This is a genomic window from Aetokthonos hydrillicola CCALA 1050, from assembly GCF_017591665.1.
GTDB classification, from domain to species: domain Bacteria; phylum Cyanobacteriota; class Cyanobacteriia; order Cyanobacteriales; family Nostocaceae; genus Aetokthonos; species Aetokthonos hydrillicola.
The window spans coordinates 26,611-52,874 of record NZ_JAAKGC010000045.1 but is presented as its reverse complement, the minus strand read 5'-3'; the positions used below and the strand labels follow the sequence as shown (position 1 = coordinate 52,874).

21 protein-coding genes and 1 pseudogene are annotated in these 26,264 nt (G+C 41.5%); 9 read left to right on the top strand and 13 right to left on the bottom strand.

Going from position 1 to position 26,264, the window contains the following annotated elements; translation table 11 throughout:
* Positions 1-25: 25 nt before the first annotated feature.
* Positions 26-172, bottom strand: a complete 147-nt coding sequence (locus G4P69_RS21490; RefSeq protein WP_208343584.1) for a hypothetical protein — start codon at positions 170-172, stop codon at positions 26-28.
* A gap of 256 nt (positions 173-428) precedes the next feature.
* Between G4P69_RS21490 and G4P69_RS21485 the strand changes: the two genes are divergently transcribed.
* Complete coding sequence (locus G4P69_RS21485) at positions 429-2,471, top strand: pentapeptide repeat-containing protein (RefSeq protein ID WP_208343582.1); 2,043 nt, start codon at positions 429-431, stop codon at positions 2,469-2,471.
* 76 nt (positions 2,472-2,547) lie between these two features.
* Here the strand turns inward: G4P69_RS21485 and G4P69_RS21480 are convergent, their stop codons facing one another.
* From G4P69_RS21480 to G4P69_RS21465, 4 genes are all read right to left on the bottom strand, one after another.
* Positions 2,548-2,976, bottom strand: coding sequence for a hypothetical protein (locus G4P69_RS21480; RefSeq protein WP_208343576.1), 429 nt, complete (start codon positions 2,974-2,976; stop codon positions 2,548-2,550).
* A gap of 3 nt (positions 2,977-2,979) precedes the next feature.
* Positions 2,980-3,438: a hypothetical protein gene (locus G4P69_RS21475; RefSeq protein WP_208343574.1), complete on the bottom strand. Its 459-nt coding sequence runs from the start codon at positions 3,436-3,438 to the stop codon at positions 2,980-2,982.
* A 42-nt stretch (positions 3,439-3,480) separates the two neighbouring features.
* Positions 3,481-4,266: an ERF family protein gene (locus tag G4P69_RS21470; RefSeq protein WP_208343572.1), complete on the bottom strand. Its 786-nt coding sequence runs from the start codon at positions 4,264-4,266 to the stop codon at positions 3,481-3,483.
* Between the two features lie 61 nt (positions 4,267-4,327).
* A complete protein-coding gene (locus G4P69_RS21465) occupies positions 4,328-4,759 on the bottom strand; it encodes a hypothetical protein (RefSeq protein ID WP_208343570.1) in 432 nt (143 codons plus the stop codon).
* Positions 4,760-4,984: 225 nt separating this feature from the next.
* On the opposite strand from G4P69_RS21465, the gene G4P69_RS21460 reads away from it, so the two are divergent.
* From G4P69_RS21460 to G4P69_RS21445, 4 genes are all read left to right on the top strand, one after another.
* Entirely contained in the window at positions 4,985-5,374 is a 390-nt protein-coding gene (locus G4P69_RS21460) for a helix-turn-helix domain-containing protein (protein ID WP_208340613.1), read from the top strand.
* A gap of 319 nt (positions 5,375-5,693) precedes the next feature.
* Positions 5,694-6,974, top strand: coding sequence for a hypothetical protein (locus G4P69_RS21455; RefSeq protein ID WP_208343568.1), 1,281 nt, complete (start codon positions 5,694-5,696; stop codon positions 6,972-6,974).
* A gap of 462 nt (positions 6,975-7,436) precedes the next feature.
* Positions 7,437-8,717: an AAA-like domain-containing protein gene (locus G4P69_RS21450; protein WP_208343566.1), complete on the top strand. Its 1,281-nt coding sequence runs from the start codon at positions 7,437-7,439 to the stop codon at positions 8,715-8,717.
* Positions 8,718-8,720: 3 nt separating this feature from the next.
* Entirely contained in the window at positions 8,721-11,441 is a 2,721-nt protein-coding gene (locus G4P69_RS21445; protein ID WP_208343564.1) for an AAA-like domain-containing protein, read from the top strand.
* Positions 11,442-11,690: 249 nt separating this feature from the next.
* Here the strand turns inward: G4P69_RS21445 and G4P69_RS21440 are convergent, their stop codons facing one another.
* From G4P69_RS21440 to G4P69_RS21415, 6 genes are all read right to left on the bottom strand, one after another.
* Positions 11,691-12,545, bottom strand: coding sequence for a DNA/RNA non-specific endonuclease (locus tag G4P69_RS21440; protein WP_208343562.1), 855 nt, complete (start codon positions 12,543-12,545; stop codon positions 11,691-11,693).
* Positions 12,546-12,553: 8 nt separating this feature from the next.
* On the bottom strand, positions 12,554-13,555 hold the full coding sequence (locus tag G4P69_RS21435; RefSeq protein WP_208343560.1) for a TolC family protein: 1,002 nt from the start codon (positions 13,553-13,555) through the stop codon (positions 12,554-12,556).
* Positions 13,482-14,678, bottom strand: coding sequence for an HlyD family secretion protein (locus tag G4P69_RS21430; RefSeq protein ID WP_208343558.1), 1,197 nt, complete (start codon positions 14,676-14,678; stop codon positions 13,482-13,484). The genes G4P69_RS21435 and G4P69_RS21430 overlap by 74 nt, the downstream gene beginning before the upstream one ends.
* On the bottom strand, positions 14,665-15,738 hold the full coding sequence (locus G4P69_RS21425) for a metal-dependent hydrolase (RefSeq protein ID WP_208351019.1): 1,074 nt from the start codon (positions 15,736-15,738) through the stop codon (positions 14,665-14,667). Before G4P69_RS21425 ends, G4P69_RS21430 begins: the two co-directional genes overlap by 14 nt.
* Before the next feature lie 12 nt (positions 15,739-15,750).
* A complete protein-coding gene (locus G4P69_RS21420; protein ID WP_243903006.1) occupies positions 15,751-16,728 on the bottom strand; it encodes an ATP-binding protein in 978 nt (325 codons plus the stop codon).
* Between the two features lie 68 nt (positions 16,729-16,796).
* On the bottom strand, positions 16,797-17,438 hold the full coding sequence (locus G4P69_RS21415) for a hypothetical protein (protein WP_208340597.1): 642 nt from the start codon (positions 17,436-17,438) through the stop codon (positions 16,797-16,799).
* Positions 17,439-18,007: 569 nt separating this feature from the next.
* Here G4P69_RS21415 and G4P69_RS21410 point away from each other — a divergent pair.
* Together G4P69_RS21410 and G4P69_RS21405 are read left to right on the top strand one after the other, a co-directional pair.
* Positions 18,008-18,850: a ParA family protein gene (locus tag G4P69_RS21410; RefSeq protein ID WP_208340598.1), complete on the top strand. Its 843-nt coding sequence runs from the start codon at positions 18,008-18,010 to the stop codon at positions 18,848-18,850.
* Positions 18,847-19,977 (top strand): ParB/RepB/Spo0J family partition protein, encoded by a 1,131-nt coding sequence (locus G4P69_RS21405; RefSeq protein ID WP_208340599.1) that lies wholly within the window; start codon positions 18,847-18,849, stop codon positions 19,975-19,977. The genes G4P69_RS21410 and G4P69_RS21405 overlap by 4 nt, the downstream gene beginning before the upstream one ends.
* 100 nt (positions 19,978-20,077) lie before the next feature.
* Here the strand turns inward: G4P69_RS21405 and psb34 are convergent, their stop codons facing one another.
* Positions 20,078-20,248, bottom strand: coding sequence for a photosystem II assembly protein Psb34 (psb34, locus tag G4P69_RS21400; protein ID WP_208340600.1), 171 nt, complete (start codon positions 20,246-20,248; stop codon positions 20,078-20,080).
* Positions 20,249-20,553: 305 nt separating this feature from the next.
* Positions 20,554-20,697, bottom strand: coding sequence for a hypothetical protein (locus tag G4P69_RS21395; protein ID WP_208340601.1), 144 nt, complete (start codon positions 20,695-20,697; stop codon positions 20,554-20,556).
* A gap of 126 nt (positions 20,698-20,823) precedes the next feature.
* On the opposite strand from G4P69_RS21395, the gene G4P69_RS21390 reads away from it, so the two are divergent.
* Positions 20,824-24,417 carry a two-partner secretion domain-containing protein gene (locus tag G4P69_RS21390; protein WP_208340602.1) on the top strand — a complete coding sequence of 1,198 codons (3,594 nt, stop codon included), beginning with the start codon at positions 20,824-20,826 and terminating at the stop codon, positions 24,415-24,417.
* A 178-nt stretch (positions 24,418-24,595) separates the two neighbouring features.
* Positions 24,596-26,264 (top strand): annotated as a pseudogene (locus G4P69_RS40485) (filamentous hemagglutinin N-terminal domain-containing protein); the annotation flags it as partial.

Below are 26,264 nucleotides of genomic sequence, written 5' to 3'. Positions count from 1 at the left end.
GAGCGCAATCGCCCTTTCAGCACCCTCAAGCCCACAGTTCAAGCACACACAGAGATGAATGATGCCGATTCAACCAGTCAATTGCTGCACCTAAAATAGATTGTCCACTGGCAAGTGCAAAAGCCAAAGCACCTTGAATGTTCGTGTGAGCAGAGGAGGAGTGCGATCGCATTCAGGCATTGCGCAGAGAGCGATCGCCTAAACAATTGAAGCGATCGCTTCTGGGGTCGTCTTTTTCACGAGTATCCAAGATTGTAGAAAAGTATACTTGAAGCTGGGACATTTCTTTCACGAACCTGGTTTATCTTGGAAACAGAAATTGAGGGCGATAGCTTCGAGTTAGCCGTCAAAGAAAAATATTGCATTATTAGCCGTAAAATTAGATACTCGTGGTGTATTAAAGCTTAATTCAACATTTAACTCTTGTTATGTCTCAGGACTTCTCCGGTCAAAATCTCAGAGGACGTTCTTTCAAGGATCAAGATTTGACAGAAGCAAACTTTAGCGGTGCTGATATCCGAAGTACTGATTTTAGCGGTGCTAATCTAGAAGGCGCGAATTTCAGCCAAGTAAAAGCGGGATTGCAAAAGCGGTGGACAGCGTTCTTAGTGCTTGTTTCGTGGTTAATGTCCGGATTTGCAGGATTTTTATCGACTTTTGTTGGAGTGTTAATAAGTCATGCATCTGAGAGTTCAGAAATTCGAGTTTCAGGTTGGACTGCCTTAATAGTAGTCATTGTTGTCTTTATAGTTATAATTCGCCAAGGGTTAAATTCAGCCATCGCCGTCGCCGTCGCCGTCGCCGTCGCCTTTGCCATCGCCGTCGCCTTCGTCATCGCCGTCGTCGGAGGCTTGTTTGACGCCACAGGCTTCGTTGAAGCCGTCCCCTACGCAGTCATCGGAGCCGTCGTCGTCGTCTTCGCCTTCGCCTTCGCCATCGCCATCGCCATCGCCGTCGCCATCGCCTTCGCCGTCGCCGGAAACTTCGCCTTCGCCGTCGCCGTCGTCTTCGCCGTCGTCTTCGCCGTCGTCGGAAACTTCGCCTTCGCCACAACCGGAGTCGGAGCCATCGCCTTCGCCGGAGCAGTTGCCTTCGTATTACTGAGTATTTATATCAGTTGGCGAGCATTGAAAGGAGATGAGAAGTATGTCGTGATTCACAACATTGCTGTTGCTATTGCAGCTATAGGTGGTACAAGTTTTCGCGATGCTGATTTAACTGATGCTGATTTTACGAGCGCTACCCTCAAAAATACAGATTTTAGAAAAGCTAATCTGACTCGTACCTGTTTTCACAAAACCAAAAAACTTGACCGTGTTCGTCCTGGTTCAAGTTACCTACAAAATACTGAATTACGTCAACTGCTCATAACAGGAAATGGACAAGGAAAGAATTTTAAAAATAAAATCTTCCAAGGAGTGAATTTATCTAAAGCTAACTTTTCTGGTGCGGATCTTATCAATACAAATTTTTACAAATCATCTTTAAAAGAAGCAGATTTAGAAGGAGCTTTGCTTGTACGAGCACAATTTGAGAGTGTTGATTTAACTGAGGCGAAGTTAACAGGAGCTTGTATTCAAGACTGGGTAGTTACTAAAACTACTAAACTTCATAATGTTAAGTGTAAATACATCTTCATGAAATTAAGTGAAGAAGGTGACAAGCGTGACCAAATGCCACCAAAAGGGGAGTTTAAAAACGATGATTTTGTTCTTTTTGTGCAGTCTATATTAGACACTATTAAGCTTTATCATGAACGTGATGTAAACCCAAACTTAGCTCTTTATGTCCTACAAAGCCTATCTGTAGACTATCAATGTACTCTTGAAATCGTCAAAGTCGAAAAAAGAGGAGAAAGCGGAGCAATTATAGAAGTAAAAGTACCAGGAAACCTTAATGAAGAGCAATTAAAAGAAACATATTATGAAAAATATAATCAATCTTTAAGATTATATATGACTGACCCGAAAAAACAGCTAAAAAGTCCTACTAATATTGAAAACGTTACTGTTCATAAAGGTATTTTGATAAGTGGTGATGTAAATAACAGTCCAGTTACTATTGACAATCAAGGAGATACTATAATGCCAGAAGGTTCTAAACAACAATTTAATAACGACTTACGCAATGCTCAATTCGCTGGTGGTCTAGTAAACGCTGATACAGTAGCCGCTCATCAAATAGGCGGTAACATTACCAACCATAACCAACAACAGAACCTCGCTGAAGCCGCAGCAGAAATCCAACAACTCCTACAGCAGCTAGAGCAAACCAACCCCACTACAACCACCTCTGAAAAAATGACAGTTGTAGCGAAGGCAGTTGATGAAATAGAGAAGAACCCAACTTTGAAAGCGCGAGTGATTGGGGCGCTTAAGTCTGGGGGTAAGGAAGCATTAAAAGAAGCAATTGACCATCCATTGGTTAATATTTTGATAGCTTCTATAGAAGGTTGGCAAGAAGCTGAGTAAAAACAATAAAGAGGTAGTTGCACACTACCCCTTTTGGACAAGGCTAAAAGTTTTTCATCAGAATCTTATTTTACTGTTAAGCAGCAAAAGTTTCACTGTCATCAATGTAATTCTGACCAATTCTCTCTTCTACAATCAGTTCCTGTTTAGGAGTGTTGGCGATCGCTTCGTCAAAAACGCAGTACAGTTTGACTATTTGAATAAACTTTGTATCACGCAAGTACTCAGGGTAGGTTTCCAATAACTGATTAAAGTGATGTTCTGTGTCTGGGCTTCTATCAATTACCTCAATAGCTTCTACTCGTTGAGGAATTTTGAACTCACGGATCATGCTTTGCTCTTTGGTATGCCTTGCGTATTCTACTGTTACTGCATGTGTTCCTATTAACTCAGATGGTTTTTTGAACTTACCTGGACGGAAAAAGATGTTAATATCTTCACGCTGACCATCCGGATAAACTAATACAATCATCCCTAAGTCTTCTCTTATTTGTTGATAATACATTTATCAATCTCCTTTCTTCGCTGCATTAGGGTCAGTTGTGATAGTACATTCAAACTTTACTTTTTCATCTGGATTCCATAACGGTCCGGTGAAAGGTACAGGTCCCCAGTTTTTAACGTACCACTTCTTGCCTGTCTTTACTGTCTCTTCGTCTGCAAGCTGTTGACAGGTCTTATTTCCCATGTCAGGGAAGAGCTTTTCTTCATACTGCTCATGATTTTCATTATGCACAGTACCACTGGGAGCTATTCTACTCCTAAACTTACGGTGATGTTGGTCTTGGTAAATATACCAAATCACACCCCCTACAGCTACAGTACCGATAAAAATTAGCCCCGCCGGGGTGCTGACCAAAGGTAATGCTAATACTGGTACAGGCTGAGCAATGGAAGGTCTTACTGTACTACAGCATATAACAACAGCAAGAGTAATGCTTACCGTTTTATTAAAGATGTGTGTCATGTGTGTTCGTCTTTAGTGACATATTACGTAGTGGTGAAATTGTTACCCCACACTCACAGAAAGTTTTTGTTCAGCTTGCTGCTGCACATGGTTCATCCACTGCTTAATCGCTTCCAATTCCTCATACCCCTGAGCAGTCATAGCTGGTATGTGCTTGACAAAGCTATTAGCCGCCTGGTTATGTTGAACACCTTGCTTAACAGCCCACTGCACACCCATCCACTGCACCAATTCACTTAGCTGTGTATTGTCAAGTTCTGCGGGAGAGTTAACCAGCTTTTCAGTTTTGAGCCAATCAACTACCGCTTTACCCTCAATCCCAAGCATTGTACGAATCGCTCTAATACGGCTATTGTGAGGGTGTTCTCCCGCAGTTGCTACAACTTTGGGAACCAAAGCACCGCGCTGCTCTCCATTGCTGTTAACTTTGTACTGGAGATTGTTTTGTTTTTTAAGTGTGGTGACTGTCAGATTTGCATCATCATCCTCGTCAGCAGTCACACAAAGGATGGCGCACAGTGCATAGCGGCGGGCATAGGTTAGGGCTGCACCAAACTTCTGGGAATCACCAATTTCTGGGAGAGGATAAATGCTGGTAATGCACTCGCCTGATTCGTGGTAAAGGTGAGTCTGAAGAATGGTTTTGTTACTTTCTAGAGCGGTAGTTTGAACAACTGCTAGTCCATGCTTACCAAGGGCAGGAGTAACTGCATCTAATACAGCATCTAAGGTGGCGTACTTGTGTTTGAAGTGAGGGTTTACTCGGTCTTTTTGGATGTTAGAAAATTCTGATTTGGCTTTGATTAAAGCCTTAATGAGTTCTTGCATTGCCTATGTTGTCCAACGTGAAAGAAGATTTTTAGGGTGGGCGAATCCCACCCCAGGAGCCTTAAGCGGCTAGCAATTCCGCGCTATGCGGTTCGTAGTCTTTCAGTCGTTGCCAATCAAGGGTGCTTAACTCATCAAATGGTTTATCCAAAAGTTCTTCAGGTGTATTGGTTCTTAACTTAGGCAGTGTTCCTTGTTTATAGTGCCAACGGACGTAATCAGCACATTTCGCCCAAGTATCGGCGCGGTGAACTTCTACTTCACCAACCATGACGACCCAAGGCTGAGTTACAAAGTCTTCACAGTCGTGGGTGATAGTGGCAATAACTTGACCTGCTAGTTGTGCTTCATAGGTGTAGAAGCCGTCTAGATCTATGAATTGAATTTCTGGTTCAGGCGCTATCTCTTGGGCTTGAGCTTCGATGTGTGCATCAAGTTCTGCCTGAGCGATGGTTTGAGAGTCACTGTCAATGAGAGAATGTTGTTGTAGCATAGATTAAAATTCCTGTGAATAAACGGGACTACTAAGGCGATCGCACAAGTTTTCCAGGCTGGAGCGGTCGTCTTTTGTTGTGCTTAAATACAAGTCTAACTTGTATTTTCGTGAAAATCAACAAGTTATAGAATTATTTATATGATTTATGCTTTTATAAATACAAGCCTGGCTTTGGTATTGTGATACCATACTAACAGAAGTAAAGTTAAAGGGTAGAGTTCTATGCCTCAAGCTTTGATTAAATGGAGATTACGAGAGGTCATGGCAAGGTACAACATTAAATCGGTTGACCTGGCAAAAGAGTTAAATATCAGTCCTAATGCTGTTTCTAGCTTACGAAAAGCAAAAACAATGCCGCGACTAGACGGCAATGCACTGAATAATCTTTGTAATGCTTTAAACAGACTAGCTGAGGATTTAGATGAAGAGGTTAGCCCCATGACTCTAATTGCTTATGTTCGTGACCCGGAACCGGAACAACCACAATCAGCATCACCTGTTGAGTTATCAGAGCAACAGTTGAATGGAAATAAGCGAACACGCGGTTCTCATAGTTCAAAGGGGGCAAGCACTCAGGTAGTTTGGCTAATGGTGAACCAGGAAGTTTCGTGAACAACTTGGGTATTGACTTTCCTTCTGAGGCGCTCATCTTTACACCCACGCCCCTAGCCCTGATTCCTTTGTTCTATTTTTTGGGTCTATTAGCGCTATCGAGTTTGTTAACACAATACTCAACACAGGGACAGAACCGAGCGGTGTAAGCAAGTTAACAACAAAAATACAAAACCCCCAGTTAATGGTGCTTTACTTTTTCCTTCGGGGGGTAGTAACAAAATAATTATACAAACTATGTTTTATCATACCTCATTCCCCTATACAAGGTGTAGGGGTAAATCCTTGCGTCTACATTACCCCAGGAGATAGGTGAGCCATGATCACAACTCTATCTCCTCAAAGTATATTTGATACTGTTGACCCTGGCATTACCAAAGAGTGGATACAAAGCCTCCCACCAGAACTGAAAGATGCAGCACTTTACAGATTGTGCAAGGTAGTTGAGTCTAAACCAACTCTGTGTGAATCATTCACGCTCAACCAAATTCTTTACCGCACCATCTCAGGTAACTCGTTCACTGAGTCAGCTGAAAATGTCGCCTCTCGTACAGGGTGCGATCGCAAAACGATCCTCAAAGGCTTGAATCAAGCAGTTGAGCAGAACATACTTGAGAAAAACGAGCGCCCAGGAACCAGTACTGAATATTCCTTTAAACCAGTTGAGGAATGGCTACCTGAGCCGGTAGTCCGTAAAACGGACATCCGTACAAGGAAGATTGTAGAGTTTCCAAAAGTACAGGATACTGAGGAACTGCAATTATCCAGCAATGAAGAGGTAGTCCACGAGACGGACTACCTCCAAACCGATACCCCAACCATCTGGAGGAGCAGCCCAGACGGAAGGCGTTTTTGTCAAATACCGCCAATCCACGATCAAGAAGTAGGAGTGGAGATTCAAAGGCAGATGGATGAGGAGGGATTGACAGCGCAATCTGTGGTGGGGAGAGCGATCGCATTCAGCAAAGTCCCATTAATGCTGCTGGAAATGCTAGCCAACATTGGCAGAAAGTTAGTAGAAGGATTTGAACTTGGCTCGTCCAAAAGCGTTGAACATCAGGATCATACCCCTGTTGTAGTCGTTACGGAGCCTACAAAACCTATCAAGAAAACATTTGACACATCGGTTGAACTGTCAGAAATAGAGATAGATGAACTCAGTGATGTAATGACCCAGATTAAATTACAGCTGCGCATTCCAATAGAGGCAGGGTTTAAAGACAGTATAAAACGTAACTGGAAAGGAGATACTCACTTTAACAATGCGCTTGCATGGTGTGTGGAAACAGCAGAATGGTTGGAGAGGCAAAACAAACTGGACAGGGAAAGGCTGTTTGGGATGTTGATTAATGCCATGAAGAACGACAAGAAGCCTAGGGCAGCATCATCACCAGAAAAGTTAGAGAACGCTAGTGCTTACGCTCCTAAACAACCAGGACAACAGCCAACCGAGCAACAATTACAAAAACTTGCTGAAGCGAAAGAAAAAGGCTTGATCCGAGACTTGTTTGATAGCGCTGGTGATGGTGTACTTAAGGTAATAGATAGGCTTGGGTTTGCGATGCCTTGGTATGAATGGTTGGGGTTACAACCGAATTAATTAGCGAGCATATTTCAATGCAAGTTGGGCATCGAAGGAAGATGCTTGATATTTGCTTGCGTGTTTAAAGAATGGGTTATTTTTTGTGGTAGTCCTTAAAAGGGATGCAAACAAATATATATATATTAAAAATATTAAAATAAATAACAAATGTTTGAGTCCGTGTTTTGGACAGCGTTAGTTATCATGATGCTCATTCACGCTCGGAATAGAGAATGAGGATACTCCTCACCAATTTGCTTTACTGTTGGGGATGGCGATCGCACTGTGCTGCGCTATAAAGCAGATCTCACTTGCAGAGTTGCCCCGATTCGAGCGATCTTGCGTGACTAGGCTATCAAAAATCCGCCTGAATTGATAATATTTGTCTAGAATCCTAATTTGTTTGGAATTCTATTTTGTTCATTTGTAGCTTTGGGTGGGTACTGTTTCTCTCTACCCTCAGTAGAGGAATTGATAAATATGGGTTTATCCGGTCAACAGCGCAAACAATTACAAGAAGCTTTGATTGATGCTTTTCCTACTACAGCATCTTTAGAGCAGATGTTGGCATTTGGATTAGATAAAAATTTAAGAGCAATTGCGGGTGAAGGGAGTTTACAAGATATTGTTTTTAAATTAATACAAGCAGCAAATGCTCAGGGATGGGTTGAAGATTTAGTTTGTGCTGCACGTGAGTCAAACCCTGGAAACACAACATTGCAGAATGTTGCTCTTTGGATTGAGAATTCCTGTATAGAACCTGACACAAATATATATATTGAACGACCACCCATTGAGGAGAAATGTTATAAAGCAATTGTGCAACCAGGGGCGCTGATTCGGATTAAAGCCCCACAAAAAATGGGGAAAACATTGCTATTGGAGAAGTTGCTGGACTATGCTAGACAGCAAGGCTATCAAACAGCGAAACTAGATTTAAAACTGGCTGATAGTTCTACTCTCTTTGATTTAAAAACCTTTTTAACTTGGTTGTGCTTAAACGTTTCAGATAGCTTGAACTTGGAAGATAAGGTTTCGGAATATTGGCAAGATAGTTTAGGCTTAAATACAAGCTGTACTCGCTATTTTCAAAGATATTTGTTACCAAATATAAATACTTCTGTTGTTTTTGCTATAGATAATTGTGAACGTCTGTTTCAACATGCTAAGATATTCCCCGAATTCTGCCTACTATTGCGGAGTTGGTACGAAACAGCCAAACAAGGAGACAGGATGGGGAAAATTTGGAAGAAACTACGCTTAGTGGTAGTTAATTCTACAGAAATTTACCCAACATTAGACATTAATCGTTCACCATTTAATGTTGGGTTAGCGATTGATCTGCCTGAGTTTAATCAGCAACAGCTTCAAGAAATGGTAAAGCTGTATGGACTAGATGCGCAGTTGAACGAGAATGGATTAAGTCAGCTTGTCAAATTGGTCGGTGGTCATCCTTATCTAGTACAGGAGGCTATGGCTAGCCTGAAAAGCCAGGAAAGTTCTTTGGAAGAACTATTAACCCTAGCACCAACAGAGCAAGGTATTTTCAGTTATCATTTACGACAGCAATTGGAGTCTTTGCAAATTGATTCTCAGCTACAGGAGGGTTATAGAAGAGTAATAACAGTAGATAAACCAGTACAGCTTAATCCTGAGATTACGTTTAAATTGCACAGTCTGGGTTTGGTGAAAATAGTGCGTAATGATTGCATTTCTAGCTGTGAGTTGTACCGCCAGTATTTCTTGGTACGTTTAGGATGATTTATGCATGACCAATACATATTTTCTGGGAGCCTACCTGAAAATGCCAGCACTTATGTCAAGCGAGAAGCTGACGATGAGTTGTATGAAGCATTATTACAAAATAAGTTTTGTTATGTTTTAAATTCAAGACAGAGTGGTAAATCCAGCTTGCGTGTCAGAACAATGAGCCGTCTAAGCGAGGCTGGTGTGGAATGTGCATCTATTGATTTGTCCTCAATCAATATTCAGAGCGCGACAGAAGAAAACTGGTACGCTGATTTGATTGTTAAGCTCATCGATAGTTTTGCCTTAGACGTGGATTTTAAAGACTGGTGGGAGGAGAATCAATTAAATTCACCATTATTAAAATTTGGGGATTTCCTGTCAAAAATGCTACTGACAGAAATCTCAGAAAATATAGTAATATTTATTGATGAAATTGATAGTGTTTTAAGTCTTAACTTCAAAACAGATGACTTTTTTACTTTCATCCGGTCTTGTTATAATCAACGGGTTGATAATCCTGAATACAATCGCCTCACATTTTGTTTATTGGGAGTAGCATCACCCAGCAATTTAATAGAAGATAAACAACGCACTCCGTTTAATATTGGCAAGGCTATCAGCCTCAAGGGGTTTCAAATACATGAAGCTGAACCATTAGTGAGGGGTTTGGAAGGGATATTCCCTAATCCTCAAGCAGTCATGAAAGAAATTTTATACTGGACAGGGGGGCAACCATTTCTGACCCAAAAGCTGTGCCAGTTTATGGTGGAGGAATCTCTTCAAGACAATCCTTGTTCGGTTGAAGAGGTAGTGCGATCGCGCATTATTGAGAATTGGGAATCTCTTGATGAACCTGAACACCTGAGAACTATTCGAGCTAGAATATTACGGGATGAAGAACGGGCTGGGTATTTGCTGGAACTGTATCAACAAGTACGGCTAGCTGAAGAACAATCTGAGATTACAGCAGATGATACTTTAGAGCAGAGCGAGTTACAGCTTTCAGGATTAGTCGTTAAACAAGAAAATAAGTTAAGGGTTTATAATGCCATTTATCAAGAAATATTTGACCAAAACTGGATTGAAATTCAGTTAAAGAATCTGCGTCCATATTCTGAAAATTTTAGGTTCTGGGTGGCTTCTGGACAAACAGATGACTCACGATTGTTAAGAGGAAAGGCATTACAAGAAGCAGAAGAATGGGCAAAGGATAAAAACAACTTAAGCTATCAGGATAAACAGTATTTAGCAGCGAGTAAACAGAAGGAAATTCAAGAAGAAATTGCAGTCAAAGAACAAGAAGCTGCTTTGGAGAGAGAGCGAAAAGATAAAGAAGCCACTGAGACAAGGAATCAGGTATTAAGTGAGGCTAATCAGGCACTAGCTGATGCTAATCAGGCGCTAGGTGAAGCTAATAAGATGCTAGCTGATGCTAATCAGAAAGCTCGACGACGAATTAGTATTGGAAGTGTTGCTTTATTGTTGACGTTGGTAGGAGCAGCAATTTCTGTTACTTGGGCAGGTACGAAGCTTCAAGAAATAGGAGAAAAAACTAAATATCTCTCAGATTTATACGAATTATCCAAACTAAGTGAAAGATTGGTCAAGTCAGACAAGTTATCGGCAGCAAATCAGGCAAGGCAAAAAATAGGTTTATCTTACGCGATTGAAAATCATGAATTAAAAAAAGCAATGATATTTACTTCTATGTCCCAAGCATATCAGCAACTTAATGAGTGGGATCAAGCAGAAAAAAAAATTACAGAAAGTCAAAATATTTTAGAAGCGAACAAAGATAATATTACTTCTAGTGAAGGATTACAAATTCAAGTATTGTCTCAGAAAATTCAAGGCGACTTGCTAGTAGAGAAAAAAGAAACCCAGAAAGCTATAGAAGCTTATAAAGCAGCATTTAACATTCTTAAAAGTTTATCAACACAAACCAGTCCGAACAATAGTAGCCAAATTATCACAGCTAAAAATATAGAATCTGTTCATCGAAGTTTAATTGAGTTACTCTCCAACAATAATACAGAATTAGATTTAAAAACTCAGGTTGAACAATCTCTTACTGAATATTTATATGTTCAACTTTCAAGCTACTTGAAGGTTAAAAACTTGCAACAAGCTGACAGACTAACATACCAACTCATGCTCAATATTGCTAAAAGAGAAAAAGAAGGGTATTTAGATTATGACCAAATAAATACGTTTTCTTGTCCAGCCTTGCGAAGAATAGACAAGCTTTGGTTCAATTCAGACAACCGCTTTGGCTTTCGTGTACAAAAGGAAATATGGATCAAGACTGGCAATAGACTGGGTATAAAACTAGAACAGTGGAATGACAAAGATAAGGAAAACTATTATCGGTTCGCTAAAGCAGTTGGGTGGTATGATGATAAGGTGAAAAACAAAACGACAGGATATCGAGGTCAGTATGTGGAATACGACAAACTGATAGAGGGTATAAAAAGCCACCCAGATAAATATAGGGGTAGCCTACCGAACGGCAATGATACTTTATTGTACGGAAGTCAATGGACAAATGATACTTTTGACAATGATACTTGGCACAAAGATTACAAATATCAGAGTTTTTTAGAAAGTGTCAGAGAAGCTCGATACTTAAGTCGTTTCGAAGCAATGGTAATTAGGGATATGAATTTTAAAAGAATTCATTTGAGTAGAACATTTCTCTACTTCTTCTTTTCTCGCACTGCGACTTGTAAAGTCTAGCATATAAGCGTTTCCGAATTTTCTAAAGATTTATTACAACCCCCCTATCCACGCAAGAATCAGCATTCCTGAAATCGGATACCTGGCACCGGCGGCTCATAGCAATTTGCCTGAATAAATTTTTCTGCTACATCCCGAACCTCCGTACTCTCCGCTACCCTCTACTTGTCCCAAGGTAAACTGATTTGCCCTGGTGAAAATTTTTTCGACTTTCCGCCTTTCAATATCGATGGTAAAAAGCTGCTCCCCCTACTGCGTATCCACCACATCACTCGCACCAGGAACCTTGTCAAGAAAATGATACCCCGTCAACTTCTCTAACTCCTTAACACTAACCCTATAAGCCCTCCAGTCATAATTAATCCCTTGCTGGTTAGGCACATTAACAGCAATGACACGAGTATTAGCAGTAACAGCAGCACCAGGATAATCTAATACCACAACCACTTTCCAAGTAGACTGAGGAATTGTTACCTGACCTTTAAGTGTACCTTGGCTACCGTATGTACCAGCAATAATATATAGTTCCTTACCTTGTCTTGCTAGCTGGCGACAATAAACCTCTAAACCTTCCCAAGTGTGGCGATTGTTGTCTGGGGTTTGAGGCATCATATTTGTCATGAGGAAGGTTTGGGAATTATCTTGGGCTGAAGAGGTGCGATCGCCCGACGGTACAATATGCCCTTTATCATATCCCGACCGACTATAAACACTTGGCATAACCCGCTCCCAACCAGCAGGAAGGGTGTCATCAGGACGAAAGTTATTTTGTCGATCCACACCACCCAACCATGAAGAATTCAGTTCCCAACTGACCCAGTTAGCTGTTCCCTTGCTGCGGTTGTAGGAGAGTGCATACTGGGGCTTTATCATCAGGTAGTTGTCAGGATTGCTAACACTTGCGGTAGCACCACTGGGATTTCCCAAGCTGAGATGAACGCTCTTGTATGATGTGGTTTCACTTGTAATTTCAGGACGATCAACAGTTGAGTGTGAAGCAGTAGAGTCAAGATAAGGCAGCCACCATTTATAAGTAAATATTCCGACTACAACAACAACTGTTAGTGGTGCAAAATCACGAATTTGGCGGCTAATCCAGTTCATCTTAAATCTTAATTATCCGCTTCTTGTGTGTTTAGTACCAACATCTTAATTTCAAATAATGACCGTTTCATTTTTGACCAAGAAGAAAAGGTTTGCACTTTAGTGTGGTCTAGTGCATTCAGCCTGCTTAAATAAGTTTGAGTGTCACTATCTCCCTGCCTGTAAGCTATTTCATAGAGTTGAAATTGCTCAATTGTTCTTGCAGCCATAACTTGAGATTCCTGAAACTCAGTTCTAGCTTGGTCAAAGTTTGAGAGGCTTGTTGCAACTTTTTCACGGATTTTATCTGCTAACTCTGCCCTCTGACGTTGAAGTTCAGCAATCTTAACTTGAATATCACTAATCTGAATTGCACGGGATTGGGCTTGATCACCACCACCCTGGCTTCCTTCAAATAACGGGATTCCTATGACCTTCAGCAATCCATTTAAAAAGGATACTTTACCTGTAAAGAGTGAGGCTATGTTATCTATCAAGCCACCCGTACTCTGAGTTTTACCACCGCCATTATTTAAAGTTTGGGGATTGAGGAAATATTGTAAAGCTGGACTTAAAATAGAAAGTTTAATACTCTTTTGATTACGGGATTTGGCTTCGTCAATTTTTTGATTAGCTTCTTGAATACGATTGTCAATCTCCTTAAGCAGTGGGGATTGGGCTATGGACTTATCCTGTAGTTGCTTTAAACAAGCAGCCGAAGTCTCCAAGCAGGGGAGTCCACCTTTAAAGATTCTCCAAAAATCTTCGTCAAATTGCTGCTTGACAATTTTATCAACATCTGGCTTTACAAAAGCATTTTGAGGAGTTTTGGGACTTACTTTATCTGCTTCATTCTCAGCCTGTTTATCTTCCTCATTGTCGTCATCGTCATCAGACTGTGTAGTTGAAGGTTTAGTATTTTGTATTACGGGCTGTGCGCTTTGATTTTGTTGAGGTTTAGTCTTCGCTGTTGCTACCTGAGTCTGAAGATTTATTAGGAGGAGTATTGCTAATAACGAGTGTGGTTTCATACTTTCCATTCTTCCCTACCCAAGGTTTGATTCTTCTGACATATCCATTGCGAGGACTTTTCACGACTGGGATTAAACTTAGCTTGTCATCAACAGCGACTAAAGATAGTTGTAGCTGTGCTATTTGGTAATCTCTTTCTCTAATTTCTTGGTTGTAAGTTTGCTGCTGTCTCTCGTACTCTTGTTTCAGTTGGGTGTTCTTCTGCTGCTTTTCTACTTCTTTAGTAGCAGCGTCAAATTCCTGCATTTTTCTGCGAGACTGAGCGCTAGATAATTTAGATTCAGCAATGTTCAGTTCTGATTCTGCAAGATGGACAGCTAACTGAAGTTGTTCTAATTTCTGCTGGTTTTCAACCCCATCTGTAGAAAGTTTACCTCTCTCTGTTTCAAGAGCGGCTTGGGCTTCCTGTTTCTCGCTTTCTAATTTTCTCAGTCTGGCTTGCTCATGATCTAAAATTGCTTGGGATGTTTCTTGACTTTGTTTATTTTCACCTAAGAATTTAATTAACCGTTCCTGGCGCTCAACATCCTGAGACTTTTGATCTAGGAGTGATTTAGCTCGTTGTATAGAAGCTAATTTCTCAGGATTATCTTTAGTGAGGAATGGTGTTCTCGTCTCTAAGGTAGATCGAGCTTGAGCTAATTTCATCCGAGCATTGTTCACTAAGGACTCTTCCTCTGAGTAATTAGCTGGGGGAAGCGCTCGTAATGCTAGAGGGAAGTTTGGCTCAGTAGGCTTATGAATATATTTAGATTTTAAGTTTTGGATTTGCAGTTCAATAGATTGGCGGTGTTTCGTTAGGCGATCGCGCTCAATCGTGTTGTCGCTTATAACCTCTCCTGCTGTAATCTCTTGTCCAACATTGACTTTTAGGAAAGATGGATTATCAACTACCAACGACATTCTTAGGGTACGCTGATTACTTTCAACAGAGCGTACACTCGATTCAGGCTGTACAGTTGGTTCACGACGTAAATTTTTCTCAGGTTCGGGTGAAACTTTCGCTATTGGAAGTTGTGCTTGAGCGATAGATAATGACTGGCGATTTTCCGTTAAACCTGCTATCCCCAACAGTCCAGCTAAGGTAAAGACGAGGAAAATCTTTAAGCTAGACTCGTTCATTGTTCAGTCTTCCTGTAGTTGTTATACTCCTTATTGACAGTTGACCAGTAGCGAACTGATCACCCAGCTTTTTCTTTACATATTTAAGTGGTGCAACTTCCAGCTTTACCCCTGGCGAGTCAGTTGTTTGACTACGCTTAATGAATGGGAACTGGTGTGGATCTAGAGCAAACTTGATATCTGGATCATCAATGGTGATTTCACCACTTACAAACACCATTGCATTATCATGGTCAAAGCGCGAAAGGACTTTTGACAGTTCATCGTCCTCTAAGACGATTGATTCAATTGTGGTGACGGCTGGCTCACTTGAGTCTGCTGTTACGCGGTTAATCAGGATTTGAGATTCTGGATCTGTACCAGCTTTATAGAGTTTCCCATCTTTAGCTTGAACTACAAAGCCATTGCCTAGAGATTGGATAATCAAGAAGTCGCCTAATACTGGAGAGCGATCGCTCGTCATCACTCCTTTAATATGAGCTTTGATCAAATGTGATGATCCAGACTCGTTGTAAATTTGTTCTACACCACTAGGAGCAGCAATCAAGCGGTTGAACTGGGTTAAAACGCCACCATTAGCGTTGATGTTGAAGCTGAAGACTGCGATCGCCATTACTAATATAAGTAGTCCATATTCCTGAGAACTCCCAGACTTGAGTCGAAAGTTCCGATTTGATGGACAAACACAGCGCACCGGAGATGGATAAAACATCTCAACCCCAGACTTGGTAAAAGCATCAATGAACCAGCCGAAGAAGTAACCAATACTAATTGCTGTAGCTATCTGCCAAAACTTACCACCTGTTAAATAGGTAATGCCATAGCTAACAGCAGCAATAAAACCGCTAGCTGCTAAACTGTGGGTACAGCTACGATGTGGAAAACGACGCTCAAGCCAACGACTGATCCAAGGTAGAATTTGACCTGCAAAGCTAGTTGAAATATCCACATCAGGAAGTAGCCCGGATACTGCGCCCACTGCAATAACAGCAGGATTGGCAGTTCCCAATATCAGACTAGTGGCTGTCGCTGAAACAACCATGTGAGTCCAACCCATCATCGCTTTACCCTCTTATCGCTGTATTCTTTTACTTTCTTGTGGCAAGTTGTAGAGCAGCCGAGAGAATCCTAAAAATACTGCTGCGGCAATTCCACTGAAAATATAAAGAGCATGATCGTTTGTACCCATGCCAATAAATCTCAAGACTGCAAACCCAATCCCAGCAAGTAGAATCAGTGGTGTGATATCAAAGTAACGTCCATGATCTGCTGCTTCCATCTCTAGCCCCAAGTACTCTTCATCGATAGCTCGAATTGCTAGCATTGGGTTTCCTCCTGCACGCTCCTGGAGCTTAGCTAGTTCAGAATTTTTTAAATTAATTCCTCTCTCTAATGCAGCCGTTTCCATAATCTCGCGGATTGCGTACTGTGGTAGGGGAGAAAGTTCGATCCGGGGAATGCTCAGAAATACATCAGTTCGTGGTGGGTTGGTAGCAAGTAACAGCATTGGAACGCCCTGTTTTTGTAGTTGCTTCAACCAATACCTAAAACGACCATCGCATCTGTGACATTCATCAACAATAATGAAAGCAGTATTATCTTGTAGAAAAGTGGCAATCCTGACTTTTAATTGATCTGCTGTGAATGCTTTGCCTTCTAAGCTGTAAGTATCTACCCCCAACTGTTCAGCAATATTCAGAAGCATTTGTTTGCTAGTTGCTGGTTGTACATCAGCAACCAAAAAGCCATCGTCTTGCAACTTTTCAACTACAGACTGTGCGAGTACAGTTTTACCACTCCCCTCTTCCCCAGCTACCAGAATTGAGCCACTGGCTAAAAGCGAAGCCACAATTCTATTCAGTTCATTTTTTCGGTATAGCCTGAATGCTCCAGGAATGTTCTGTACACTTGATTGTTGATTATCTTGTGGCGTTGGTTCTCCGAAGTGCTCACTTTTATCAATTTTCTTAGAGGATGATGATGCTGCTTTTGAACCTGTTGGAAATAGAGTTATTGCGCTTGCACATACCACAGCAGCAAAAGATACCAAGGAGAATCCACTTTTTACAATAATTGCAGAGGCTATGAGTATACCAAAAAAGCTGAAGAAGCCGCTCCTTAAATTTGGGCGAAGCTCAATAAGGATTCGGCGTATGCGAAAGGGTCAACCATTGGCATCTCCCCGGATTCCTTAATCTTCTGTCTGAGTTCTTCTGGTAATAAATCAGGATTTTCTATAAACTGTCTCGCCAGTAGGTTCTCAGCAATCAATGTACCAGCCGCTTTCCCTTGTGCTGACCTTACTATGCTGGCTACATCATCTACCTGTTCTTTGGACTGCGATCGCTTACCCTTAGCTGAGTAAGTAGGTGCAGCCATTTGTTGAGTTTGAGCAACTACTAGCCCAGCTGGTTGTGATTCTTCCTGAACTTGCTCAACTTGCTCAACTGGTCCAGATGGATCTGGCACTGGATAGCCGTCCATCCGTCCAGTCTCTTTAATATGTTCGTGTAGCCCATCCATGTGGACTATCTGATCGGGATACAAATAAGCCTTTCCACTTTCCTTGTAGGTTGTGATTTGCAAGTACTTCATCCGGTCATACAACTGAGCACGACCTATAGAATATTTTTGCAATAGTTGTGATATAGCAATTTTTGCAAAATTTTCACTGTTTGTAACTGTATTCTGTATGGTGTCTGGTGAAATATCTTGATTGTCTGGTGAAATATCTTGGTTGTCTGGTGAGTTGTCTGCCATTTTTCACTCTCTTGTACACTGGACTGTATCCCATTGTCCACCGGACAGTCCGGTGTACAGTATGGTGAAAGTTCTAATTGTCCGGTGAAGTTTTCGATAAGTAGGAATGACTATAACTCGTTTCCAAGATGATGCATGGGGAGTGAGTACACTTTGGTATCGCCTTTTTTACTGGGATGTTGTTTGCTTACTTTGAACATATAACTTCAGCTTATTACACTTGCTTCATAATCCAAATCTTGATGGTTTACCTGCGCAACCACGTGAAACGCTTGTTCTATCGTAGTAACGCCTACACGAGCCATATATCTTCTAAAAGATTTTGGTTTAACAGGAGCAAAAAGCTCTATCATTTCTATGAAGCTTTAGTCACATAGTTCAATAGAAAATTCATCTGTGAGAGCGCTTTTACGTAATCACCACATTCTTAAGACACATTCGAAGCGTCTGACCAGTTCACAGAAGCGAGCGTTGCTCCCTAACTGATGACTGATAAGGGTTCCCTTGTTCAATGATTTTCGCTCTGATAAATCTGTCGAATTTTAAAATACGACAATCGTAACTACTGTATGAAACAAATAGTTCTTGCAATCTTGTCAAATGCTGGGGGAGTGGGCAAAACAACATTAGTGACGCATATTGCTTACTCTATGGGTCAGCGTGGGTTTAGTGTCCTGATGATAGATTTAGATCCACAACGTTCTTTAGACGTGTTTTGCGGGTTACAACCAGCAGAAGCATCTCACACATTGGTTAATGTATTATCTAAAGATTTCAAAGGAAACTGGTCTATTGTGCCAGTCTGGGAGGAGTCAGTCGCTGCGCTCCAAGTCAAAAGTCAAAAATCAAAAGTCAAAAGTCAAGAGTCGAAAATAGAAGTGTGCCAGGGACATCCGCTGCTGGCTGAGATGGCAAATGAATTGGTGATTAGAAAACGAGGTGAATATGCGCTCTTCGATAGACTTAAAAGCTATCCTTTGCCTCATAATTTAATTATCCTAGACTGTCCAGCAACATTAGGTATGCTCAATACCAATGCTCTGGCAGCATCTACCCATGTTTTGGTGCCTGCGCAATTGGAAATGAAGGCGATTTCTGGTTCGGCTGAGTTGATAGAATGGTGCATCAATACCAGTGATGAATTGCAACTAAATCCTAAGCCTACAATTTTAGGGTTTGTGCCTAGTATGTATGATGAGAAGGTAGCAATGCATCGGCAGTACTTGGAACAGTTACCAGAAATAGCCCATCGGCTCCAGGTTAAGCTTTACCCTAAAGTCAGAAGCTCAAACGAATTTAAAAATGCCAGCGCTTATGGTCAACCATTGCAAAAGTACCGTCCTAAGCACCCAGCAACGAAAGATTTCAAACAAATTACCGATGACCTAGCAGCTTTGATTAAGGAGAAATGATCGTGGCTTTGCCCAAAATAGCACGGAAATTTGATGGAGCAATTCAAAAAAGTGCGCAAGAGCAAAAAATTGCTGAACTTCAAGCGGAAGTAGAACGACTGAGAACTGAAAAATCGCCCCTAATAGAAGAGGAACTGCAAAAACTACGAGAACAACTACAAAACCAATCAGGTGAGAAAGAGATTGAGGTAGAGCTAATTGATCCTAATCCTAATCAACCCAGGCAAACAATTACACCTGAATCAATCCAAGCTAAGGCAAGGTTGCTCAAAAAGCATGGTCAAATTTCGCCTATTATCTTAGTACCCCAAAGCAATGGGCGCTACATGTTGTTAGATGGTCAACTGCGTACAGAAGCAGCAAAGTTGTTGGAGTGGAAGACTATTCGCGCTTTAGTTGTGCCAATGCCTGAAGATTTAGATTCTTCAGCGCTGATGACTTTTTTGGGATTCGAGGACTTAAACCCGTTGGATAAAGCAGAGGCGATCGCTACACACATCACTAAGTCTATTGGGTTTGAAGTTGATGAAACTATCACGCTGCTCTCAACGGTGCTTAAACGTATTGAACGCGATGGTAAGAGTAAGGAACTGACAAAGTTAGTTGCTGTTAGTACTGAGTCACAGATCTTAGGGTTAGAAGAACTCTTGATTACAGGCAGTGAACAAGACTTACTGCTATTATTACTAGAACTTGGTCTGAATCCTGCTAGTGTTAAAGCCAATCTTATGCCCATGTTAGGCTTACCCCAGGATTTAAAAGAGGCTATTCGTCACCGAGGATTAAAAGGCGCTCATGCTTTGGCATTGATGACATTATCAGCCAAGGTACTAGGTGTATCGGACAAAGAAGCGACGAAAGAGCGAAAGTCGGCAATAGACCAAGTGTTGAAGAAAAACCTTACTGTACCAGAAACACGTGAACTCATTAAACAAATAAAAGCTAAGTACTTAAAAGAAGAAAAAACAGAGTCGAAAAAAGTGAAGGCTGTGATTCAGAAAGTACGTGAATTATCAAGTGAGTCGTTATCTGATGTTGGTAGTGAGCAGTTGCAGGAGTTGCGATCGCTCCTGGTGGAGAAGTTATCTGAGATTGATCAACTTGTGAGTACAAGCGAGACTGAGTAGCACTTTGAACCACCCAATAAAAAACCTCAGATCCTTACGCTGAGGCTCAAAAGAGGAAGTCGATCCGGTTGATGGGAGATACCGAATTGTTATGCAATGCTTAACTAGCTATAAAAGCAACCAAAACTAAAGCAGCGACAAATGATGCAGCGAATATACCTTGGACAACGTATTTACGTTGTTCCCAAATCGCTGGATACTCAGCATAGTAGGCTTTGGGTTCTTTGGGGTAGTTGTTGAGAACGCCGTCTTCGTTAGTTGTGGTGTACATAGTTCGCTTCTTTTATTTGTTTATTAACTTATGTAAATAAATATAACGTTATTGTTACAATAAATCAAGAGGACTTGACACAGAAAGATTAATAGTATCAATAACAGCTAGTTATGGGAGTTGGGGAGAGCGCCATCTCCCCATACTATAGACAGCACCTATACATACCCTATGCAGGTGTTAATTTGGGTGAAAAAGCTTTTCTGAATGTTGGGGTATGCTTAACCGCTAAACATACCCCAAACGTTGTTCAAATGCTTGATATACCGTTGTTTTTTCGCTTGACTAAAGCTGAATATGCGATATTAGGTACTTTCACTCTCGCTGACTCCAGGTGCGCTTTCTTTGCGATCGCGCTCTTTGCTCACTACCCTTTGGGCGATCGCCCCACAAGAGTTAGAAGCATAAAGCCTTCTCCCAAGAAAAGAAAGCTTGACACCTGAATGCATCGTTCCCCAAGCGTTAAAGTTTTGTAAAGAATCTTGCTGTTGTTACAAAGCAATTACACCACTGATAGACGAATCATGGTTTACTGATAAATGGCTCACGTAACTCATCTTTACAAAAGGATAACGATGGCTGCTATTTGGCGTCGGTTATTAGGGTTTGCTCTTGGTAGTGCAAGTTTTTTCAATGCCAATTGCACAATAGCTCAAATTACACCTGATAGAACTCTCCCCAATAACTCCAACGTCACAATTAATGGTAGTGTCTTCAATATCACTGGGGGAACGCAAGCAGGGCGTAACTTATTTCACAGCTTTCAGCAGTTTTCTGTACCAGCGAATAATACGGCGTTATTTAATAATGGATCAGATATTCAAAACATTTTTAGTCGGGTAACAGGGGGGTCAGTTTCAGACATACAGGGGACGATTCGTGCATTGGGGACAGCAAATTTATTCTTCCTCAACCCCAATGGAATTGTTTTTGGACGTAATGCCAGCCTGAATGTTGGTGGCTCATTTGTTGCAACCACTGCTAATGCAATTCAGTTTGGTAATCTTGGAAGTTTCAGTGCAAGCGAGCCAAATAACCCAGCCTTGCTAACAGTTAATCCAACAGCATTGTTTTATAACCAAATTGCTGCTGATGCATCTATTCAAAATAATTCGCAAGCAACAGTAAATGGTTTTGTGACAGGTTTGCAAGTGCCCGATGGTAAAAGTTTGCTGCTAGTTGGTGGAAACGTAACCTTAGATGGGGGTGCACTGACCGCATATGGTGGAAGAGTGGAGTTAGCTTCTTTAGCTGCACCAGGGACTATTGGCTTAAATGTTGCAGGTGATACTTTGAGCTTAAGCGCGCCGAGTAACGTGCAGCGAGGTAATATTTCTCTGACAAATCAGGCGTTTGTGGATGTATCTGGCGCAGGTGGAGGAGATATTACAGTTAATGCTGGTAATCTAGCAATGTCTAATTCCTACCTGTTTGCAGGAATTGGCACGGGATTGGGTAATGGTAGTAGTACTAAAGCTGGTGATATTAATATCAATGTTGATTCCATTTCTTTATCTGATGGTGCGCAAATTGGTGATGTTACTTTTGGACAAGGGAATGCAGGGAATATAACGATTATTGCCAAAGGTGTAGCTACTTTTGATGGAGTAGACAGTAATGGATTCTCCAGTGGTTTATTTAGTAATGTACAAGCTGGTGCGGTAGGTAATGCTGGTAATATTAATATTACTGCTGGTGTTTTGTCCTTGACTAAGGGTGCAGAATTTGGAGTTGGTGTTCTTTCAAAAACTGATACACTTCCTGCTGGGCAAGGTAACAGCGGTACTATAAATGTTAATGTAGGTAATGCACTAATAATTGCTGGCATAAATACTGGAATCTTTGGAGATATTGGGACTGGTGGTGTAGGACGTGGTGGAGATATTAAGGTTCAAGCTGGAAATATTTCTCTAATAGATAACGGGTTGATCAGGTCTAGCACCTTTGGTCAAGGTAATGCAGGGAATATTTTGCTCACAGCCCGTGACGGAATTTTCTTGGATAAAAATGCCTTTATTGCCAGTAATATTCAGAGTAGTGCTATTGGTAATGCAGCGAATATCGACATCAACACTGGTTCACTATCTGTTAAAGACGGTAGTCAAATTTATTCTTTCACTCGTGGAGTAGGGAATGCTGGAAATATAACAATTACTGCAAAGAATGCAGTCACTTTTGATGGGGTAAGTAATAATGGTTTTTTCAGTGGCTTGTTTAGTAGTGTGGAAGCTAGTGCAGTAGGTAATGGTGGAAAAATTGACATTAATGCTGGGTCATTATCCTTAACTAATCGTGGACAAATAAGTTCTGCAACTTTTGGTCGAGGTGATGCAGGTTATATTAGGATTAATGTCCGTGATGCTATTACCCTCGACGGGAATTCTACTGGTATTTTTAGCAACCTTTTCTCTACAGCTTTAGGAAAAGGAGGAGATATTCAGCTGACAAGTGGTTCCCTTTCAGTAAGCAACGGTGCTCAACTGTTATCCAGTACGGCAGGACAAGGCAGTGGCGGAAATATCACCATAAATACTGGTAATGCCATTTCTATTTTTGGAAATGCTGTGAACAATACTAACATTAGTGGTGTATTCTCCAATCTAGAAAATACGGCGGTAGGGAATGGCGGTAACATTAACATCACTGCTGGAACACTTTATGAGGCAAATAACGCTCAACTGTCTGCTAGTGCGTTAGGATTGGGTAACGCAGGCAACATTAACATTACAACTAAAGAAGCTATTTCACTAGATGCTGGCAGTACTGTATCCAGCACATTAGGTGTTAGTACAGCAAGAAGAGTTAGTCTTAGATTTGACGAGAACAATCGTCCTATCCTAACCTTAGAGCCTTTTGAGGGTAATATTTTTCAAAACGCGAAAGGTAACAGTGGAAACATTAACATTAGGACTAATAGACTTACTGTTACTAATGGTGCGCGATTAACCACTAGTACTTCTGGACAAGGAAATGCTGGTAATATAGATATTAATACTAGTACTGCTATATTTAGTGGTTCCAGCCCCAATGGCTTCCCAAGTAGTGCTTCTAGTGCTGTGGAAACATCAGGAGTCGGAAATGGAGGTATCATTAAGATTACTACAGATGAACTAACGGTTGACAACGGTGCTCAACTAATTGCTAGTACTTTTGGTACAGGAGATGCTGGTAGTATCGATATTACTGCTCGTGATACTGTTTCATTCGATGGTGTTGGTAGGAATGGTCCGAGTGGCGCGTCCAGTGCTGTGGAGACTGGAACACAGGGAAATGGGGGGAATTTAACAGTCGATGCTAAACGCTTGAATATTGTTAACGGGGCAGCCGGGGATGTCAGTAATCTCGGAAGCGGTAATCGCAATGCAGGTAACCTGCAAGTAAGAGCCGATTTTATTAATCTAGATTTTGGGAAGCTAATAGCTAATTCTACCTCTGGTCAGGGTGGTAATATTAACTTACAAACGAGCGATATTGTACTATTACGTCATAATAGCCTAATTTCAAACACCTCCGGTACAGCGCAATTAAGTGGAAATGGGGGCAACTTCACGTTAAATACCAAATTTCTAGTAGCACCTGTGCTGAACAATAGCGACATTGTTACCAATGCTTTTAATGGTAGAGGAGGTAAAATTGACATTACAGCATCCGATGGAGTTTTTGGCTTTGTCGTACGTAGTCAAGAAGACTTGGAAAGGTCGCTAAGTACTACAGACGTAAATCAACTTGACCCTCAAAAGTTGAAAACAAATGACATCTCTTCAATTTCACAAACTGGCACCACCATTATCTCTCCAGACATAGATCCAACCCGTGGTTTAATCATCCTCCCCACAGTGAACGAAAATCCCCCCAAGCTAGTTTCTTCTAGTTGTACTGCCTTTAATGAAGTAGCCGGCGGTAATAACTTCACCATCACCGGACGCGGCGGCTTACCTCCTAGCCCTTACGAACCCCTCACCAGCGATGCCATTTGGTCAGACACTCGCCTCCCATTAACCACAGCACACCAAAATCAACCCAACAAACACGCAGCTAAAATCAAACCCAAACCCATAGAAATTGTGCCTGCCACTGGTTGGGTGTTTAATGATAAAGGAGAAGTGACGCTTATCTCTTCTGTGTCTAACGCTACATCTAGTACTCCAACGAGTTGTCCTGCAAGGTGAAGAACTATACCGATTACTCTCTACTTCAAGCGATCGCTATTAAAAACGGTGCTCTCAGGATACGTAACAGAGTGCGATCGCCTTCATCAGCGTGAATATCATTTTCATCTGGTAGCAGATTAGTGATATATGTAACTTAAGTACGCCGTATTTACCTTCCCAAAACTTAATACCAAAAATGCCCAAGATACAGACTATCCTACCCAACCTTTGTATCTCTGTTGTTTTGTTACTTAGCACTACACCAGCCAAAGCACAAATCACACCTGATAACACATTGGGCGCAGAGCGTTCTAATGTGGTGCAAAATACTCTAGTTAGAGGTGCAAATGCTGATTTAATCAATGGTGGAGCGCAACGAGGTCGTAATCTGTTTCATAGCTTTAGTGACTTTAACGTCAATCCTGGGCAGAGTGTGTATTTTGCTAATCCATCGGATGTTACCAATATTTTGACCCGTGTCACAGGTGGGAATAGGTCAATTATTTTAGGGACATTAGGAGTTGATGGTGTGGCGAATTTGTTCTTGATTAATCCTGCGGGGATTTTGTTTGGGAGTGGTGCAAAGTTAGATTTACGAGGTTCGTTTGTCGGGACAACAGCCAATGGAGTGCAGTTTGGAAACCAAGGATTGTTTAGCGCCACGAATCCCCAAGCACCGCCATTGTTGACGATAGATCCATCGGGGCTGTTGTTTAATCAGTTGAATCAGGGAGCAAGAATTACCAATCAATCCACCGCAGATGCAGGCGTTGATCTCACAGGTGAGCGTGTGACGGGTCTACGAGTCCCAGATGGAAAAAGTTTACTGTTGGTAGGTGGAGATGTCGTCTTAAATGGGGGGACTGGACTGACAGCTACTGGTGGAAGAGTTGAGTTGGCTTCTTTAGCTGCACCTGGAACTGTGGGTTTAAATGTTGCAGGGGACACTTTAAGTTTAAGTTTACCAAGTAATGTACAGCAAGGTAATATTTCTCTGACAAATCAGGCGTTTGTGGATGTATCTGGCGCAGGTGGAGGAGATATTACAGTTAATGCAGGTAATCTAGCAATGTCTAATTCCTACCTGTTCGCAGGAATTGGTACGGGATTGGGTAATGGCAGTAGAGCAGGTGATATTAATATTAATGCTGATTCAATTTCTCTACTCAACGGTGCTGCGATTGGTAATTATACTCTTGGCAAAGGTGATGCAGTTAATATCTTCATCACAGCCCGTGACAGAATTTCTCTAGATGGTGGATACATTTACAGCGCTGTTCAGAGTAGTGATGCTGTTGGCAATGCAGGGAATATCAATATTGCCACTGGCTCGCTGTTTGCAACTAATGGTGGTCAAATTAATTCGTTTACCCGTGGACGAGGGAATGCGGGAAATATAACAATTCAAGCAAGAGATGCAGTCACTTTTGATGGAGTAGACAACAGTAATGGGATTTCCAGTGGTGTGTTTAGCAATGTGCAAGCTGGTGGTTTAGGAAATGGAGGGAATATTAATCTCACCGCTGGTTCATTATCCTTGACTAACGGTGGAGAGTTAAGGGTTGGTGTAAATAGCGCCTCTAGTAATCTTCCTGGCGCGCAAGGTTTTGCTGGTACTGTGAATGTCAACGTCCGCGATGTATTAACAATTTCTGGGACAGATACACCCGGAATTTTTGCTGGTCTTGGTACTGGTGCTGTTGGACGTGGTGGAGATATTAATGTTCAAGCTGGAAGTATTCTTGTAAAAGATGGTGGTCGAATTGCTTCCTTTACTCTTGGACGAGGGAATGCAGGAAATATAACAATTCAAGCAAGAGATGCAGTCACTTTTGATGGAGTAGACAACAGTAAGGTGATTTTCG